Source organism: Blastococcus capsensis, from assembly GCF_030165005.1.
GTDB lineage: Bacteria > Actinomycetota > Actinomycetes > Mycobacteriales > Geodermatophilaceae > Blastococcus > Blastococcus capsensis.
In genome coordinates, this window is sequence record NZ_JASNNW010000032.1 from 18376 (window position 1) to 34471 (window position 16096).

Here is a 16096-nt window from a genome sequence, read left to right on the forward strand (position 1 = left end):
CGTGCGCTCCGTCACCCCGGCGGGCTGGCCCAGGCCTGGGCGTTCCCGATGTCGCCCGCCATCGTCTCACTTCGCCGCCGTCGGCACAGCAAGGTCCCCGCGCGCCCGGGCAGGCGCGCGTATCCGAGGTGCACGGCCGGACCGACGTAGGCTGACACGGGTGATCGATCCGAAGTCCAGCGCCGATGACCTGCCGCAGCTCACCGACCCGTTGGTCGTGGCCGCGTTCGAGGGCTGGAACGACGCCGGGGACGCCGCCACGGGGGCCGTGGAACACCTGGAGCTGATCTGGGACGCCAAGCCGCTGGCCGCGCTGGACCCCGAGGACTACTACGACTTCCAGGTGAACCGGCCCACGGTCTCGCTGGTCGGCGGCGTGAGCCGCCGCATCGAGTGGCCCACCACCCGCATCTCGGTGGCCCACCCCGAGGGCCTGGGCCGCGACGTCGTGCTCGTCCGCGGCATCGAGCCGAACATGCGCTGGCGCGGCTTCTGCGCCGAGCTCATCGAGATCCTCGACGAGCTCGACGTGTCGATGGTCATCTCGCTGGGTGCCCTGCTGGCCGACACCCCGCACACCCGGCCCACCCCCGTCACCGGCTCGGCCTACGACCAGGAGTCCGCGCAGGCCTACGGCCTGGAGACCTCCCGCTACGAAGGCCCCACCGGCATCCTCGGGGTGTTCCAGGACGCCTGCGTCCAGGCCGGGCTGCCGGCGATCAGCTTCTGGGCCGCCGTCCCGCACTACGTGTCCCAGCCGCCGTCGCCGCGGGCCACCGTGGCGCTGCTGCAGCGCGTCGAGGAGGTGCTGGAGACCACCGTGCCCCTGGGCGCGCTGCCGCAGCAGGCCGACGAGTGGGTGAAGACCGTCGACGAGATGGCCAACGAGGACGCCGAGGTCGTGGAGTACGTGCGGTCGCTCGAGGAGCGGGCCACGGAGGTCGACCTCTCCCAGGCCAACGGCGACCAGATCGCGCGAGAGTTCGAAAGATATCTGCGCCGCCGCGGCGGCCCGAGCTGAGTTCGGCCCCGTCGCAGGGGCCCGCCGTGAGCGTGCGAACGGTGGGGGGCGACGGGGTCCTTCTGCTGCGCCGCCGAGGCTTTTCCCCCAACTGGGCCGCTCAGTGTTGCCGGTAGGCGTGCTCCCCCGGGGACGAACCGCTGTCGGCGAGTGCGACGATCTCGTGGCTCTCGATGCCTCCATCGCCACGAGTTCGTCGCACCCGGTCTGTGTAAGAGTTGGGGATAACGGCAATAGCGCGGAATGGTCGTGCCGCTGTCGAGGGGCGGACGGCGGGGTACGCGCTACCGCGTGCGCAGCAGCGGGCGCATGGCCGACGTCGCGTCGGCGTCGAAGAGCCGGTCGTGGGTGGCGAGGGCGAACCGGTCGGTCATCCCGGACACGTAGTCGACCACCTGGGTGAGCTCGTCGGCCTCGGTGTCCCGGTAGGACGCCGGGATGAGCTCGGGGTGGGCCAGGTGGTGGTCGACCAGCCGGCGGATGACGTCGATCGCCAGGTGCGTCTGCCCGGCCGCGACGTCGGAGGCGTAGACGCGGGCGAACATGAAGTCGCGCAGCTCGTGCATGGCCTGCAGAGCCTCTGGCTCCATGACGACGGCGTCCGCGCCGTTGGCCGGGGACAGCGAGCCGGTGACGACGGCGCCGATCATGGCGCCGACCATCTGGCTGCCGGGCTCCCCGAACACGGCGACGGCGCGCGCAGGCAGGTCGGCGGTCCGGACGACGCCGGCGCGGGCAGCGTCCAGGGCGTCGTGGGAGAGGTAGCCGATCCGATCGGCGTACCGCACGCACTCGGCCTCGCGGGTGCTCGGCGGCGGGTCGATCTTCCAGCTGTGCGCCCGGATACCGTCGCGGACCTCCCAGGTGAGGTTGAGGTCCTCGAGGACCTCCACGATCCGCACGCCCTGGGCCGCGTGGTGCCAGCCGCCGGCGACGTAGGGGTCGAACGCCTCCTCCCCGATGTGCCCGAACGGTGAGTGCCCGACGTCGTGCCCCAGCGCGATCGCCTCGGCCAGCGGCTCGTTCAGGCCCAGCGCCCGCGCCAGCGACCGCGCCACCTGCGTGACCTGCAGCGTGTGGGTCAGGCGGGTGACGAAGTGGTCGCCCTCGGGGTTGAGGAAGACCTGCGTCTTGTGCTTGAGCCGCCGGAACGCCTTGGCGTGCAGGATCCGGTCGCGGTCGCGCTCGAAGGCGGTGCGCAGCGCGTCCTCCGGCTCGGGCCGCGCCCGCCCCCGCGACGTCGCCGACCGGGAGGCCGCGGCGGCGAGCTGCTCCTCGGTCCGCTCGCGGGCCGCGCGGTCGGTCAGCCGGAAAGGGCCGGAGGGCGCACTGGTCATCAGCAGTCCTGCAGCTCCACGCCCAGCAGCGCGTCGACGGCGTCGCAGACGACGCTCGGTGCCTGCTCCTCGAGGTCGTCGCCGCCGGCCAGCGTCTGCTCCGCCCACGCATCGACCACGGCGATGGCGCCGGGGCTGTCCAGGTCGTCGGCCAGCCGGTCGCGCAGGCCGTGGAGGACCGGGCCGGCCGGCGCCCCGGCGTCGCGGGCCACCGCACGGCGCCAGGTGGCCAGCCGTTGCTCCGCCTCCCGAAGCAGGCCCGCCGTCCAGGCACGGTCGGTGCGGTAGTGGCCGGACAGCAGGGCCAGCCGGATCGCCATCGGGTCGACACCCTCGCCGCGGAGCTTGGAGACGAACACCAGGTTGCCGCGGCTCTTGCTCATCTTCTCGCCGTCCAGCCCGATCATCGCCGCGTGCACGTAGGCCTTGGCGAACGGTTTGGTGGCGGTGATCGCCTCGGCGTGCACGGCGGAGAACTCGTGGTGCGGGAAGACCAGGTCGCTGCCGCCGCCCTGCACGTCGAAGCCCATGCCGATGGTGTCCAGGGCGATGGTGGCGCACTCGATGTGCCAGCCGGGGCGGCCGGCGGCGCCGCGCGGGCCGGGCCACGAGGGCTCGCCGTCGCGCTGCCCGCGCCACAGCAGCGGGTCGAGGCGGTTGCGCTTGCCTGCGCGGTCGGGGTCTCCGCCGCGTTCGGCGGAGTAGCCGAGCATGGTCGCCTCGTCGTAGCCCGACTCCGAGCCGAACCCCGGCGCCTGCGCCACGTCGTGGTAGACGTCGCCGGTGCCGTCGTCGAGCGCGTACGCCAGCCCCGCATCGAGCAGCTGCTCGATGTGTCCGACGATCCGCGGGATGGCCTCGACCGCGCCCACGTAGTCCTCCGGCGGCAGCACGCGCAACGCCGTCATGTCCTCGCGGAACAGCGCCGTCTCCCGCATGCCGAGGACGACCCAGTCCTCGCTGTCGCGGTCGGCGCGCTCGAGCAGCGGGTCGTCGATGTCGGTGACGTTCTGGACGTAGTGGACCGCGTGCCCGGCGTCGCGCCACATCCGGTTGACCAGGTCGAAGGCCAGGTACGTGGCGGCGTGGCCGAGGTGCGTGGCGTCGTACGGCGTGATGCCGCAGACGTACATCCGCGCAGTCCGGTCCGGTGTGGTCGCGACGATCTCGCCTCCGGCGGTGTCGTAGACCTTGAGGACGGGGCCGGTGCCGGGCAGGGTCGGCAGCAGCGGAGCGGGCCAGGAGAGCACGGCACGAGCCTAGAGGCGGGGTCCGACGACGCCGACCCGCACGCCCGTGCGGGTCATCACGTCGGAGGGGGCGGACGTCCCGTCCCCCGGCCGCAGGAGGAGGAGCGATGGAGCTCGACGAGTACCTGCCGGCCCTGCGGCGGGCCGACGCCCGGTTCGCCGAGGCCGCCGCAGCCGCGGTGCTCGCATCGGGGTGGGGCGCCCGCGTGCCGGGCTGTCCCGGCTGGACACTGGCCGACCTGGTGTGGCACTTGGCGGAGGTGCAGCGGTTCTGGGCCTGGGTGGTGCGCACCCGGGCGGTGGACCGCTCCGCCTACGTGCCACCACGCCGACACCCCGACGACGAGCTGCTGGGCTACGTGGCCGCGCGCAGCGCCGAGTTGGAGACGGCGCTGGCCGGCGCCAATCCGGCGGAGCGGGTGTGGACCTGGGCGCCCCGGCAGGACGTGGCCTTCGTGCTGCGCCGGCAGACCCACGAGGCGGTGGTGCACACCGCCGACGTCGAGCAGGTGCTGGGCGACGTCCGGCCGATCCCGGCGGCGCTCGCCCTGGACGGCCTGGACGAGTGGCTGGAGGTCATGGTCCCCGATGCGCTGCCCGACGGCCCGCCCCCGGACGCGCACCCCGTCGTCCTGCACGCCGTGGACGCCGACACCGAGCGCACCCTGTTCCCCGGGACCAGGCCCTTCCCGATCGCGGCCCTCACCGGCACCGCCGGCGACCTGCTGCTGACCGTCTGGCGCCGGGTGCCCCTGGACGTGCTCACCGTCGACGGCGACGGACTGCAGGCCGCGGCGATGCTCGGCCTGGTCGGCCTGGAGTGAGCGGCCCCTGACGCCCGGAACGTCGTGATGCGTCACTCCTCGACGTACTGCTCGACCCGCCACGAGAAACCGGGACCGTAGCGCTCGGCGAGGTGACCGGCCGGTAGGTCCAGGAGAGGTGCGAGGTCGTCGGGGAACTCGTCGACCAGGCGTAGTGGCTCGGTGCCGTCGAGGACGCGGGTGGAGACGATGGACAGCGGATCGGTCCGTCGACACACATGCCGGGCGGGTGCCGGGCGACGCTTCCGCTTCTTCTTCGGGCTCACGGCCAGCTCACCGCGTGACGGTCGAACTCCTCGCCGGTCTGGATGCCGACGACGCAGAACACCAGCCCAGCCGGATCGAGCATCTGCCAGAAGCGGCCCTCCTCGACGAAGCGGTGCCGCGTGGCCCCGAGAGCCTCCAGTCGCGCCACCTCCGCCTCGACGTCGTCGCTCTCGATGTCGACGTGCCGGCGGGGCGGCGTCCCCTCGCCGGTCCGCTGGATCTCGACGTGCCAGCCGTCGGCGAACGATCCCAGCGAGGCCGACGTGTCGTCGTCCGGGTCGGGGGTGGCGGTGCGGCCGGTGGCGCCGGCCCAGAAAGCGGTGCCTGCGGCGTGGTGCTCCGGCGGGAAGTCGAGCAACAGGACGGACAAGCGGCTGCGGTGCGGCATGCGCGGAATGGTCGCGCAAGCCACCGACAGGACGCCGGTCAGCGGTGCGAGTGCGACGACGTGGTGGCGATCAGCGTGCGATGACCACGAGCTCGTCGCACTCGCGGGAGGATGTCGCACTCGCGGGAGGATCGCGCGGGGCAGGCGATCAGAACGGCGGCCAGGGCAGGGCCGGCCACTCCCCGCTCGGCTCGGGGTGCCGGCCGGTGCGCAGCAGCTCGGCCACCCGGCGCTGCGTGCAGCGCACCTCGGCGCGGGTGAGGTGCTCGTGCAGCTGCTCGCCCAGGTCGCCGCGGAGCTCGTCGCCGAGCCGGTCCAGCACCTCCAGCGCCTCCGCGGTCAGCGGCTTGCCGGCCCAGCGCCACAGCAGGGTGCGCAGCTTCGGCTCGACCGAGAAGCAGATGCCGTGGTCGACGCCGTACACGTGGCCGTCGGGCATCGGGATGATGTGCCCGCCCTTGCGGTCGGCGTTGTTCACGACCGCGTCGAACACCGCCATGCGCCGCAGCGCGGGATCGTCGCGTCGGACGAACGCGGCGAGGTCGACGTCCTCGTCGCCGTCGATCCACAGCTGCACCATCCCGGGGCCGAACGGCCCCTCGCGCAGCAGGGTCGGCGGCACGACGTGCCAGCCGGTGGCCTCCGACACGAGGTAGGCGGAGATCTCCCGCCCGGCGAGCGTGCCGTCCGGGAAGTCCCACAGCGGCCGCTCCCCCGCCACCGGCTTGTACACGCACTCGGCGGCCAGCTCAGCGGTGCGGATGGCGCCCACCAGCGTCACGTTCGACGCGTCCAGCATCCGGCCCTCGAGGTCGATCACGCCCTCGGTGAGCAGCCGGGTGGCCTCGGTGTCGTCGGCAGGGGGGCGGAGATCGGGGACGGCGGGCTGCTCGCTCATCGAGGAGCCGCCGCTCAGCGGCGGTAGCCGTTCTGCCGGGGGCACACGTGGCCGACCGGGTCCAGCGGCAGCGAGCACAGCGGGCAGGCCGGGCGGCCGGCGGCCACGACCCGGCGGGCCCGCGCCACGAACGCCCGCGCCGCCATCGGCGTGATGGTCACCCGCAGCGCGTCGGGGCCCTCGTCGCTGTCGGAGAGGATCGCGTCCTCCTCGATCGGCTCCTCGCCGGCGGCGACGGCCTCCACGACGACGGCCCCTTCGGTGCCGTCCCAGGCCAGGCCCATCGCGGCGACCCGGAACTCCTCGTCGACCGGGGCGTCGAGCGGCTCCAGGTCGTCGACGTCGGCCTCCGCGGGGATGGCGGCGTCGGCCCGGTTGCCGACCTCGTCGAGCAGGTCGTCCATCCGGTCGGCCAGCACCTGGACCTGCGTCTTCTCCAGCGCGACGCTGACCGTGCGACCGGCGTCGTCGGTCGCCTGCAGGTAGAACGTCCGGTCCCCGGGCTGACCCACCGTTCCTGCGACGAACCGGGTGGGGCGATCGAAGAGATGGAGCTGACGGGGCACGCGCCCAGGTTACGCGGGGACGCCGACGAACCGCCGCGACGACCGGCCGGGAAAGCCGACGTCACGGCCTCAGGCCGGTGCTCCGGCGCCGCCGCCCACCACCGCGTCGGACGACACCTTGCGCCGCCGGCCCCTGCGCGGCGGCGGGATCAGGGCGGAGACGTCGCCGCCGGTGTCGTTGATCCGGGCGACGAACGGGCGGGTCTCGGTGTAGGTCACCACCGAGATCGAGGCCGGGTCGACGACGATGCGCTGGAAGGAGTCCAGGTGCAGGCCGAGGGCATCGGCGAGGATCGCCTTGATGACGTCACCGTGGCTGCACGCCAGCCACACCGCGTCCGGGCCCAGGCGGGCGTTCCACTCCCGGACGGCGGCCACGGCCCGGGCCTGGGTCTCGGCCAGCCCCTCCCCCTCCGGCCCGGGGAAGACCGCGGCGGAGGGGTGCTGCTGGACCACCTTCCACAGCGGTTCCTTGACCAGTTCCTTGATGCTGCGCCCGGTCCAGTCGCCGTAGCGCGCCTCGCCCAGCCGGTCGTCGGCCTGGGGCTCCAGCTCCCGGCCGGCGACGACGGCGCCGACGGTCTGCCGGCAGCGCTCCAGCGGGCTGCTGACGACGGCGGCCAGCGGGACCTTCGCCAACCGCTCCCCGACCGCCCGCGCCTGCGCCTGACCGGTCTCGTCCAGCTGGACACCGGGTGTCCAGCCGGCGAGCACGCCGCCGGTGTTGGCCGTCGTCCGGCCGTGCCGGAGCAGGATCACGGTGGTCACGGGGCGAGCGTAGGCGGCCGACCTCCCGGGAGAGGGCGGTGGCACGGAGGACGCGGCGTCCTGACTCAGGCGCCGGGGGCCGGGTCGAGCACGCCGGCGAAGACGAGCGCCAGGATCAACGCGCCGAGCACGATGCGGTAGACGACGAAGGGCACGTAGCTGCCGCGGTCGAGGTAGCGCAGCAGCCAGGCGATGACGACGAGGCCGACGCCGAAGGCGAGCACGGTGGCCAGGATCGTCGGGCCCCACGCGAGGGGTGGCCCGGCGACGTCGCCGGTGAGCACCTCGTAGACCTGGAAGAAACCCGCGCCGAGGACGGCCGGCACGGCGAGCAGGAAGGAGTACCGGGCCGCCGCCGACCGCGTGTAGCCGAGGAACAACCCCGCGGTGATGGTGCCGCCGGAGCGCGAGACGCCGGGGATCAGCGCCATCGCCTGCGCGAAGCCGAAGGCGATGCCGTGGCCCACCGTCAACCGGTCGAGCTCCCGGCGCTTGGCGCCCGCCCGGTCGGCCCAGAAGAGGACCAGCGAGAAGACGATCAGCGCGGTAGCAGTGATCCGCAGGTCCCGGAACGTCGTCTCGATCGAGTCCTGGAACAGCAGCCCGAGCACCACGATCGGCAGGGTGCCGATGATGATCAGCCAGCCCATGCGGGCGTCGGGATCGCCCTTACGGCGGCCACCGAGGGAGGCGATCCAGGCCGTGATGATCCGCCAGATGTCGTGCCGGAAGTACAGCAGGACGGCGGCCTCGGTGCCGATCTGGCTGATCGCCGTGAACGCCGCACCGGGGTCGTCCCAGCCGAACGCCTCCCCCACCACCCGCAGGTGGGCGCTCGAGGAGATCGGCAGGAACTCGGTGAGTCCCTGCACCAGCCCCAGGACGACGGCCTCGATCCAGCCCACCTCAGCACCCCCCGGGCAGGACGGGGGCGGCCGGACGGGAGACGGGTCGGGCAGGCACGACCGCTGACCTTAGGCGCCGCGCGGGTCCGGCCGGGGACGGCGCCCCGAACGTTGCGGTGCTCCCGGGTGCCGGCCGGCGTGCGCCGGTAGGTTGGCCGGTCGTGGAGCAACGGGCGTTGGGGCGCAGCGGTCTGATCGTGTCCCGGCTCGCGCTGGGCACGATGACGTGGGGCCGCGACACCGACGAGGACGAGGCCGCGATGCAGCTCACGGCCTTCGTCGACGCCGGCGGCACGCTGGTCGACACCGCCGACGTCTACTGCGAGGGCGAGAGCGAGCGGATCCTCGGCCACCTGCTGGCCGACGTCGTCCCCCGGTCCGACGTCCTGGTGGCCACCAAGGCCGTCGGCCGGACCGGGCCCGGACCGATGGGGCGCGGCGCCTCGCGCGGGCACCTGGTCTCGGCGCTGGACGCCTCGCTGGAGCGGTTGGGCCTGGACCACGTCGACCTCTGGCAGCTGCACGCCTGGGACGAGACGACGCCGCTGGAGGAGACCCTCGCCGCCTGCGACCTCGCCGTCGCGTCCGGCCGCGCCCGCTACATCGGGATCAGCAACTTCACCGGCTGGCAGACCGCGCAGGCGGCCACCTGGCAGAAGGCGTGGCCCGGCCGCACCCCACTGGTGAGCACCCAGGTCGAGTACTCGCTGCTGCAGCGCGGCGTCGAGCGGGAGGTCGTGCCCGCCGTCGAGGCGCTCGGGCTCGGCGTGCTGGCGTGGTCGCCGCTGGGGCGCGGGATCCTCACCGGGAAGTACCGGCACAGCACGCCCTCGGAGTCCCGCGGCGCCTCCCCGCAGTGGCAGGGCTTCATCGACGGGCTCCGGTCGGCGAAGTCCGACCGGATCGTCGAGGCGGTGATCACCGCGGCCGACGGCCTGGGCACCAGCCCGCTGGCGGTCGCGCTGGCCTGGGTACGCGACCGGCCCGGCGTCGTCGCCCCGGTGGTGGGCGCCCGGACCGCCCAGCAGCTCCAGGCCTCGCTGGACGCCGACGTCGTCCGGCTGCCCGCCGCGATCCGGACCGCCCTGGAGGACGTCTCCGCGCCTCCGTTCAGCTACCCCGAGCACCGGTCGGACCGGTGATGGGCGGAACCCCCACCCCCGGGCCGGACCTGGTCTTCGCCGCGTTCTGCACCGCGGGTCTGTGGCCCGGCCTCGGCAAGCGCACCGCCGCCGAGCTGCCGGCCGCCGGCATCACCACGCCGGACGACGTCTCGGCCGACCGGCTCGTGAAGCTGCCGCGGGTCGGCCGGCAGCGCGCCGAGCGGCTGTTCTCCAGCTTCCTCGCCGCCGCCCCCACCTACGAGGTCGTGGAGATGCTGGTGGCGGCCGGGCTGCCGGCCAAACTCGCCTCCGGGGTCGCCGACGGGCTGGGCCCCGATGCCGCCCGCCGGCTGCGGGACGACCCGTGGGGGCTGCTGGGGCTGCCCGGGGTGGCCCTGGCCGACGCCGACCGGCTGGCCATCGCCGTCCTCAAGGGCGCCGACCGGCAGGACACCCGGAGGGGCCGCGCGATCGTGGCGCTCACCCTGCGCACCGCGACCCGCGACGGGCACACCGTCCTCCCCCTCGACCTCGTCGTCGCCGCGCTGCAGGCCGAGCGGATCGCGGATCCGGTGGCCGCCGTGGTGGCCGCCGTCGACTCCGGGGAGGTGCTCGAGCACGAGCCGCCGGAGCCGGAGTTCGACGAGGACGCGGAGGAACCGCCTGAACCTGATCCGCGGCTGCGCACGCTGTCGCTGGCCAGGTTCGGCATGGCCGAGGAGGCCGTGGCCGAGAACGTGGCCCGGTTGGCCGCCGCGGCCGATCAGATCGCCGACCCCGCCTCGGTGCGCACGGTGGCCCAGGGCCTGGACGAGGCGCAGAAGAAGGCCGTGGCCCAGGTGCTCGTCGCGGGGGTCAGCCTGCTCACCGGGGGCCCCGGCACCGGCAAGAGCCGCACCGTGGCCGCGGTGGTGAAGCTGCTGGAGGCCAAGGGCACCGACGTGGCACTGGCCGCGCCCACCGGCCGGGCGGCCAAGCGGCTGGAGGAGCTCACCGACCACCCGGCGGCAACGGTGCACCGGCTGCTCGGCGCCCAGGGCGCCTCGGGCGGCTTCGCCCGCGGCGAGGAGTGGCCGCTGGACGCCGACGTGGTGGTGGTCGACGAGGCCTCGATGCTCGACGTCGAGCTGGCCGCGGCGCTGCTGGAGGCCTGCCCGGACGGCACGCACCTGCTGCTGGTCGGTGACCCGGCACAGCTGCCCTCGATCGGCCCCGGGCACGTGCTGGGCGACCTGATCGATTCCGGCGCCGTCCCGGTGACCGAGCTGACCACCCTGTACCGGCAGGCCGAGGGCGGTGCGATCGCCCGGCTGGCCTCGGCCGTGCGCGGCGGGAAGCTGCCGCCGGTGGACTCCCCCGACCGCGAGGTGGTCGTGGTGCCGGCCACCGGCAGCGCCGAGGCCGCCCGGCGGGTGGTGCAGCTGGTCACCGACTCGATCCCCCGCGCGCTCGGCATCGAGCCGGGCGCGGTGCAGGTGGTCACCCCGGTGCACCGCGGGCCGGCCGGCACCATCGAGCTCAACAAGGCGCTGAAGGCGCAGCTGAACCCGGGCGAGGGCGCGGTGTTCGGCTTCGACCCAGGCGACCGCGTGGTCGCCACCGCCAACCACCTCGACCTGGAGCCCACCGGCTTCGCCAACGGCGAGGTCGGCGTGGTCACCAAGACCGGCGACGGGTCGATGGACGTGACGTTCGCCTCCGGACCGGTCACGGTCAGCGGGCAGGCGCTGTTCGACCTCCGGCACGGCTGGGCGATCACCGTGCACCGGGCGCAGGGCTCGGAGTGGCCCGGAGTCGTGGTGGTGCTACCGCCCGAGGCCGGCGGGATGCTGTCCCGGCCGCTGGTCTACACGGCGCTCACCCGGGCGCAGCGGCACCTGTCGATCGTGCACGCCAGTGGCGCCGCGCTGGCCCGTGCGGTGCGCGACGTCGACGTGCGGCCGCGCCGGACCCGGCTGGCCGAGCTGTTGCGCGAGATCGCGGGCTGATCTCAGCCGCGGATGCTCCGCGCGGCACACAGCACCTGGGCGACCGCCTGGCCGAGCTGCCCGGCGCAGGTGAGCGGCCGGGAGAAGGGCACGCGCACGTCGGTGTGGCCGTGGTGGTGCTCCACCCGCAGCCGGAAGCCGAACCGGTCCAGCCCGAGCGGGCGGACGACGTCCCCAGGGGTGCGCAGGTCCGACGGCAGGCGGGCGGCGAGGAGCGCGAGCACGTCGGCGTGGTCGGCGGCGAGGTGGCGCAGGTGGTCGGCCTCGATGCCGGCCAGCGGGTCCGGGCGGGAGGCCAGGAACTCCTGGGGGCTGACGTCGACGGCCTGCCCGCTCTCGCCGAGCACCACCTCGGCCAGGTCCAGGCGCAGCAGTTCGGCGGTCCGCCCGACGTCGAGCAGGGCCGCGTCGGGACGGGCCTCGGCGAAGGCCAGGAGGGCGGCCCGCCGGTCGGCCTGCCGGACGGGCGTCGCCCAGCCCGACAGCCACAGCTGGGCACGGATCGGCAGCCGCATCGGCACCGGCGCGTGGTCGCTGACCAGCAGGAGCGCGGAGAGGTCCTGGTCCGGCGCGCTGCGGACGGCCGCGGCCAGGTCACCGTTCCGCGGAACGACCAGCAGCAACTGGCCGGCACGGGTGACCGTGTGCGCGAGCACCCGTCCGCCCTGGATGCCGGCGGCGCACACGGTGGCCGCAGGCCGGACGGCGACCGTGCGGGCCCGCTCGGTCAGCCCGGGGCACAGCTGACCGGACCCGGGACGGCGTTCGGGCGCGGGGTGGCTCGGGCTGCTCGGCATCGCCCCTCCTCAGTGTGGTTAGGGCAGCCTAACCACACTGAGGCCTAGCGGCCAGCGACCGTGCGCGCCCGTCGCCGCTCGAGTGCCATCCGCGTCGCGAGGCAGGCCACGGCGACCCCGAGCAGCAACCCCAAGACGGTTGCTGCTCCCGCGGTGGAACCGGCCAGCAGCACGAGCGTGCCGAGCACTGCCCCGAGCAGCAGCCCGCGGAGGAACCGCCGGCCTGCCGGTGGGGTGCTCGGCGGCGTGCCGACGGCGACGCTCACCGGCACACCCGCGGCCCGGGCCCAGCGCTCGGCGGCAGCGCGCACCTCGGCGTCGGACACGGCCCGGCCCTCGTCCGTCGTCACCTGACCCACCTCCGCCGTCGTCCGTCGTCCGTCGTCCCGGTCCACCCTGGCCCGGCGGCGGCGGCCCGGCAGCTCGGGAGCGCGTCGTTCACCCGGCCGGCGGACGCCGCCGACGACGAAGGGGCCCGGCGGATGCACCGCCGGGCCCCTTCGGGAGTCGCTCCGCAGAACGACGCGCGTCAGCCCTTCAAGGTCTCCGCGATCTCCGGGTTCGACTCGAGCCAGGCCTCGACGCCCTCGGCGTACCGGCCCTCGCCGTACTCGTTGACGACGGTGTTCTCCAGCGCGGCGTACTGCTCGTCGTTCAGCTGCAGCTGGCCCATGAGGTCGGCGACCTCGGCGCAGTCGGTGCCGAAGCCGTCACGGGCGAGCACGTGCAGCGCCTCCGGCTCACCGAGGGCGCCCTCCGGGTCCTCGAGGTCCTTCAGCGGGAAGTCGTTGTAGGCCCAGAACGGGTGCCACAGGGTGACGACGATGTCCTCCTCGGCCGCTACGGCCGACTGCAGCTCCGCCAGCATCGCCGTCGTGGACGACTCGACCAGCTCGTATCCGGCGTCCCCGAGCCCGTAGGCGGGGATCACGCTCTCCTTGGTGACGTCGGTCAGGCCGGCGCCGGGCTCGATGCCCACGATGCGCCCGTCGAACATCTCGGTATTGCCGGCCAGGTCCGCGATCGAGGAGATCTCGGTGTACTCGGGGACGGCGAAGGTGAGCACCGCGCCCTCGTACCAGGCGCCGAGGTCCTCGATCTGGTCGCCGTACTCCTCGATGTACTCCGCGTGGGTGACCTCCGACCACGCCGAGGGGTACACGTCCACATCGCCCTCGGCCAGGCCGGCGTAGAGCGGTGCGGCGTCGGAGATCTCCTCGAACTCGACCTCGTAGCCGCGGTCCTGGAGCACGTTCTGCCACAGGTAGGCGGTGCTCAGCCCGTCGGTCCAGGAGGGGATGAACCCCAACGTGACCGAGTCGCAGCTGGCGGCGCCCTCGCCCGAGGCGGTGGTGTCGCCGCCCTCGTCGCCACCGCAGGCGGTGGCGGTCAGGGAGACGGCGGCGAGTCCGGCGGCGAGCCGGAATGCGTGCTTGCGCACAGGTGGTGCTCCTTTCACTTTTCTGCTGCTGACCCGCGAAGGTCGCGGGTCGTCGTCCGCGTGCCTGGCCGGCCCGTCCGGGCCGTCGGGTCAGGCCCGCGGGGACGTCGTGACCAGCTGCTCCGTGGGCTGGTCGGCTACCGCCGGGTGACCGACCGTCGCGTTGCTGGGGGCGGTCGTCGTCTTCCTCCGCCGCAGGCGCCACAAGGGGGACTTCTGGTCGGTGCGGCCGAAGGCGCCGGTCAACCGGTCGAGGTAGATGGCGAGGATGACCACGGCCAGCCCGGCCTCGAAGCCCAGGCCGACGTCGAGGCGGGAGATGCTCGTGACGACGACGCTGCCGAGCCCACCGGCCCCGATGAGGCCGGCGATCACGGCCATCGACAGGCCGAGCATGATCACCTGGTTGACGCCGGCCATGATCGTCGGCCGGGCCAGGGGCAGCTCGATGCCCCGCAGGATCTGCGCGGGCGAGCTGCCGAAGGCGTAGCCGGCCTCCACGGTCTCCGCGTCGACCTGGCGGATGCCCAGCTCGGTGAGCCGGACCCCGGGCGGCAGCGCGAAGATGATCGTGGTGATGATGCCGGGGACCAGCCCGATGCCGAAGAAGGTCACCGCCGGCACGAGGTAGACGAAGGCGGGCATCGTCTGCATGAAGTCCAGCACCGGTCGGACGGCGGCGCTCACCCGGTCGTTCTTCGCCGCCGCGATACCGACCGGTATCGCGATCAGCACGGCTACGACGGTGGCCACCAGCAGCAGGGCCAGCGTCTCCATCGCCTCCTCCCAGAGGTCCATGCTCTGGACGAGGAGCAGCCCGACGAGGGACCCGACGGCGAAGGCGACCGAGCGCGCGGCGAGCCCGAGCAGCGCGAGCAGCACCGCGAACAGCAGCGGCGGCGGGAGCAGCAGCGCCTCGGTGAGCCCCTCCACGGCGCTCTCGGTCACGTCGCTGACGGCCTCGAACAACGGGTCGAAGTTGTCCTTGAGCCAGTCGAAGCCGGTGTCGACCCAGTCGCCGACCGGCACCCGCGGCAGGACGCTGCCCTCGGCCGCGGTGATCAGGGTGGTCTCAGGCACGGGGGCTCTCCAGGGACTGGGGGTCGTCGGTCGTGTCACCTCGGGTGGCGAGGTCGCCGCTGCTCACGCCGCCGAGCGCGGCCAGGACGTCGCCGCGGGTGACGACGCCGAGCGCCTCGCCGGTGTCGTCGGCGACCAGCAGGGGCGCCTCCGACAGCGCTGAGGGCTCCAGCAGGTCGGCCAGCGGGGTGTTTGGCGCCACCGTGACGGCGGTGGCCACGGGACGGCCGTCGGCGCCGGCCACGGGCGCGCTCATCACGTCGCCGGCGGTGAAGACCCGCGACCGGTCGACGTCGGCGAGGAAGCGCTCCAGGTACTCGTCGCCGGGGTCGGCCAGGATCGCCTCGGGGGTGTCCAGCCGGACGATGCGGCCGTCGCGCATGACGGCCACCCGGTCACCCAGCCGCATGGCCTCGTTGAGGTCGTGGGTGATGAAGACGATGGTGCGGCCCAACCGTGCCTGCAGCTCCATGAGCTGGTCCTGCATCTCCCGCCGGATCAGCGGGTCGAGCGCGCTGAACGCCTCGTCCATGAGCAGGATGTCGGTCTCGGCGGCCAGCGCGCGCGCCAGCCCGACCCGCTGCTGCATCCCGCCGGACAGCTCGTCCGGGCGGTGGTCGGCCCAGGCCTCCAGGCCCACCATCTCCAGCGCCTCGCGGGCGGCCGCCAGCCGCGTCCGGCGGTCGACGCCGCGCACCTCCAGGGCGTAGGCGGTGTTCTCGAGGACGCTGCGGTGCGGCAGCAGGGCGAAGTGCTGGAACACCATGCTGATCCGCTGCTGCCGCACGGCGCGCAGGCCCTTGGGGTCCAGCGCGGCGATGTCCTCGTCCCCGACGAAGACGTGCCCCGCCGTCGGCCGCACCAGGCCGTTGAGCATCCGGATCAGGGTGGACTTGCCCGATCCGGACAGCCCCATGACCACGAAGATCTCGCCCTGCTCGACCTCGAAGGCGGCGTCGATGACCGCTGCCGTGGCGCCCGACGCCTGCACGTCGGCAGCCGAGGCGCCGGCTGACAACTGGTCGACGACCTCGTCGGGTCGTCGACCGAAGACCTTGTAGAGGCCTTCCACTCTCAGGACAGGCACGCATTACCTCCGGCGATCGTCGTGCGGATCCCGGGCAGGCGCCGTCGCAGCAGGTCTGCTGGTCGTCCGGTGCCCCGGTCGCGACCGTGCACCGGCGCAGGGCACCCACGGGGTCACGACGCTCGAGGGCGCTCTGTTGCGCCGCCCGGTCGGAGTGCCACCACGTCGCTCGGACGCGGCCGGGACTGGCCCGCGAGCACTCCTGAGATCCGTCTCTGTCGACGATCAGCTAACCGGCCGAGGGAAACGGGCTCTTCTTACTTGAGGTGGGGGCTGGACAGTCCGCCGCCGATCAGGAGCATGCGGAGTCGGTAGTTGTCGCGGTTGCGGAAGCCGCGGGCGATCCGCCGGTGGAGCTCGATGAGGCCGTTGACGG

General features: G+C 73.8%; 17 protein-coding genes. 4 read left to right on the forward strand and 13 right to left on the reverse strand.

Annotated features, from left to right (window positions below; all coding sequences use genetic code 11):
- Window positions 1-160 precede the first annotated feature (160 nt).
- Entirely contained in the window at window positions 161-1021 is an 861-nt protein-coding gene (locus QOZ86_RS19805; protein ID WP_284493694.1) for a PAC2 family protein, read from the forward strand.
- A gap of 284 nt (window positions 1022-1305) precedes the next feature.
- On the opposite strand, the gene QOZ86_RS19810 is transcribed toward QOZ86_RS19805, so the two are convergent.
- Both QOZ86_RS19810 and mshC read right to left on the reverse strand, forming a co-directional pair.
- Window positions 1306-2358: an HD domain-containing protein gene (locus QOZ86_RS19810; RefSeq protein WP_284493695.1), complete on the reverse strand. Its 1053-nt coding sequence runs from the start codon at window positions 2356-2358 to the stop codon at window positions 1306-1308.
- A complete protein-coding gene (mshC, locus tag QOZ86_RS19815; protein WP_284493696.1) occupies window positions 2358-3608 on the reverse strand; it encodes a cysteine--1-D-myo-inosityl 2-amino-2-deoxy-alpha-D-glucopyranoside ligase in 1251 nt (416 codons plus the stop codon). Before mshC ends, QOZ86_RS19810 begins: the two co-directional genes overlap by 1 nt.
- Before the next feature lie 107 nt (window positions 3609-3715).
- Between mshC and QOZ86_RS19820 the strand changes: the two genes are divergently transcribed.
- On the forward strand, window positions 3716-4432 hold the full coding sequence (locus tag QOZ86_RS19820; RefSeq protein ID WP_284493697.1) for a maleylpyruvate isomerase family mycothiol-dependent enzyme: 717 nt from the start codon (window positions 3716-3718) through the stop codon (window positions 4430-4432).
- Window positions 4433-4464: 32 nt separating this feature from the next.
- On the opposite strand, the gene QOZ86_RS19825 is transcribed toward QOZ86_RS19820, so the two are convergent.
- The 6 genes from QOZ86_RS19825 to QOZ86_RS19850 form a co-directional block, all read right to left on the reverse strand.
- Window positions 4465-4698: a hypothetical protein gene (locus QOZ86_RS19825; protein WP_284493698.1), complete on the reverse strand. Its 234-nt coding sequence runs from the start codon at window positions 4696-4698 to the stop codon at window positions 4465-4467.
- A complete protein-coding gene (locus QOZ86_RS19830; RefSeq protein WP_284493699.1) occupies window positions 4695-5087 on the reverse strand; it encodes a VOC family protein in 393 nt (130 codons plus the stop codon). The genes QOZ86_RS19825 and QOZ86_RS19830 overlap by 4 nt, the downstream gene beginning before the upstream one ends.
- Window positions 5088-5235: 148 nt before the next feature.
- Complete coding sequence (locus QOZ86_RS19835) at window positions 5236-5985, reverse strand: SCO1664 family protein (protein WP_284493700.1); 750 nt, start codon at window positions 5983-5985, stop codon at window positions 5236-5238.
- Window positions 5986-5999: 14 nt separating this feature from the next.
- On the reverse strand, window positions 6000-6551 hold the full coding sequence (locus QOZ86_RS19840) for a DUF3090 family protein (protein ID WP_284493701.1): 552 nt from the start codon (window positions 6549-6551) through the stop codon (window positions 6000-6002).
- A gap of 69 nt (window positions 6552-6620) precedes the next feature.
- Window positions 6621-7319 carry a histidine phosphatase family protein gene (locus tag QOZ86_RS19845; RefSeq protein ID WP_284493702.1) on the reverse strand — a complete coding sequence of 233 codons (699 nt, stop codon included), beginning with the start codon at window positions 7317-7319 and terminating at the stop codon, window positions 6621-6623.
- Window positions 7320-7384: 65 nt separating this feature from the next.
- The gene (locus tag QOZ86_RS19850; RefSeq protein ID WP_284493703.1) at window positions 7385-8224 is read right to left on the reverse strand and encodes an undecaprenyl-diphosphate phosphatase; all 840 of its coding nucleotides are present in this window, start codon (window positions 8222-8224) and stop codon (window positions 7385-7387) included.
- Between the two features lie 161 nt (window positions 8225-8385).
- On the opposite strand from QOZ86_RS19850, the gene QOZ86_RS19855 reads away from it, so the two are divergent.
- Together QOZ86_RS19855 and QOZ86_RS19860 are read left to right on the forward strand one after the other, a co-directional pair.
- On the forward strand, window positions 8386-9366 hold the full coding sequence (locus tag QOZ86_RS19855; protein ID WP_284493704.1) for an aldo/keto reductase: 981 nt from the start codon (window positions 8386-8388) through the stop codon (window positions 9364-9366).
- Entirely contained in the window at window positions 9366-11315 is a 1950-nt protein-coding gene (locus tag QOZ86_RS19860; RefSeq protein ID WP_284493705.1) for an AAA family ATPase, read from the forward strand. The genes QOZ86_RS19855 and QOZ86_RS19860 overlap by 1 nt, the downstream gene beginning before the upstream one ends.
- A 2-nt stretch (window positions 11316-11317) precedes the next feature.
- On the opposite strand, the gene QOZ86_RS19865 is transcribed toward QOZ86_RS19860, so the two are convergent.
- The 5 genes from QOZ86_RS19865 to QOZ86_RS19885 form a co-directional block, all read right to left on the reverse strand.
- Window positions 11318-12112: a DUF2470 domain-containing protein gene (locus QOZ86_RS19865; RefSeq protein ID WP_284493706.1), complete on the reverse strand. Its 795-nt coding sequence runs from the start codon at window positions 12110-12112 to the stop codon at window positions 11318-11320.
- 44 nt (window positions 12113-12156) lie between these two features.
- A complete protein-coding gene (locus tag QOZ86_RS19870; RefSeq protein ID WP_284493707.1) occupies window positions 12157-12462 on the reverse strand; it encodes a hypothetical protein in 306 nt (101 codons plus the stop codon).
- Between the two features lie 179 nt (window positions 12463-12641).
- Complete coding sequence (locus QOZ86_RS19875) at window positions 12642-13553, reverse strand: glycine betaine ABC transporter substrate-binding protein (RefSeq protein WP_284493708.1); 912 nt, start codon at window positions 13551-13553, stop codon at window positions 12642-12644.
- 90 nt (window positions 13554-13643) lie between these two features.
- A complete protein-coding gene (locus QOZ86_RS19880; RefSeq protein WP_284493709.1) occupies window positions 13644-14633 on the reverse strand; it encodes an ABC transporter permease in 990 nt (329 codons plus the stop codon).
- Window positions 14626-15720, reverse strand: coding sequence for a quaternary amine ABC transporter ATP-binding protein (locus QOZ86_RS19885; RefSeq protein WP_284493710.1), 1095 nt, complete (start codon window positions 15718-15720; stop codon window positions 14626-14628). The genes QOZ86_RS19880 and QOZ86_RS19885 overlap by 8 nt, the downstream gene beginning before the upstream one ends.
- Window positions 15721-16096: the final 376 nt, after the last annotated feature.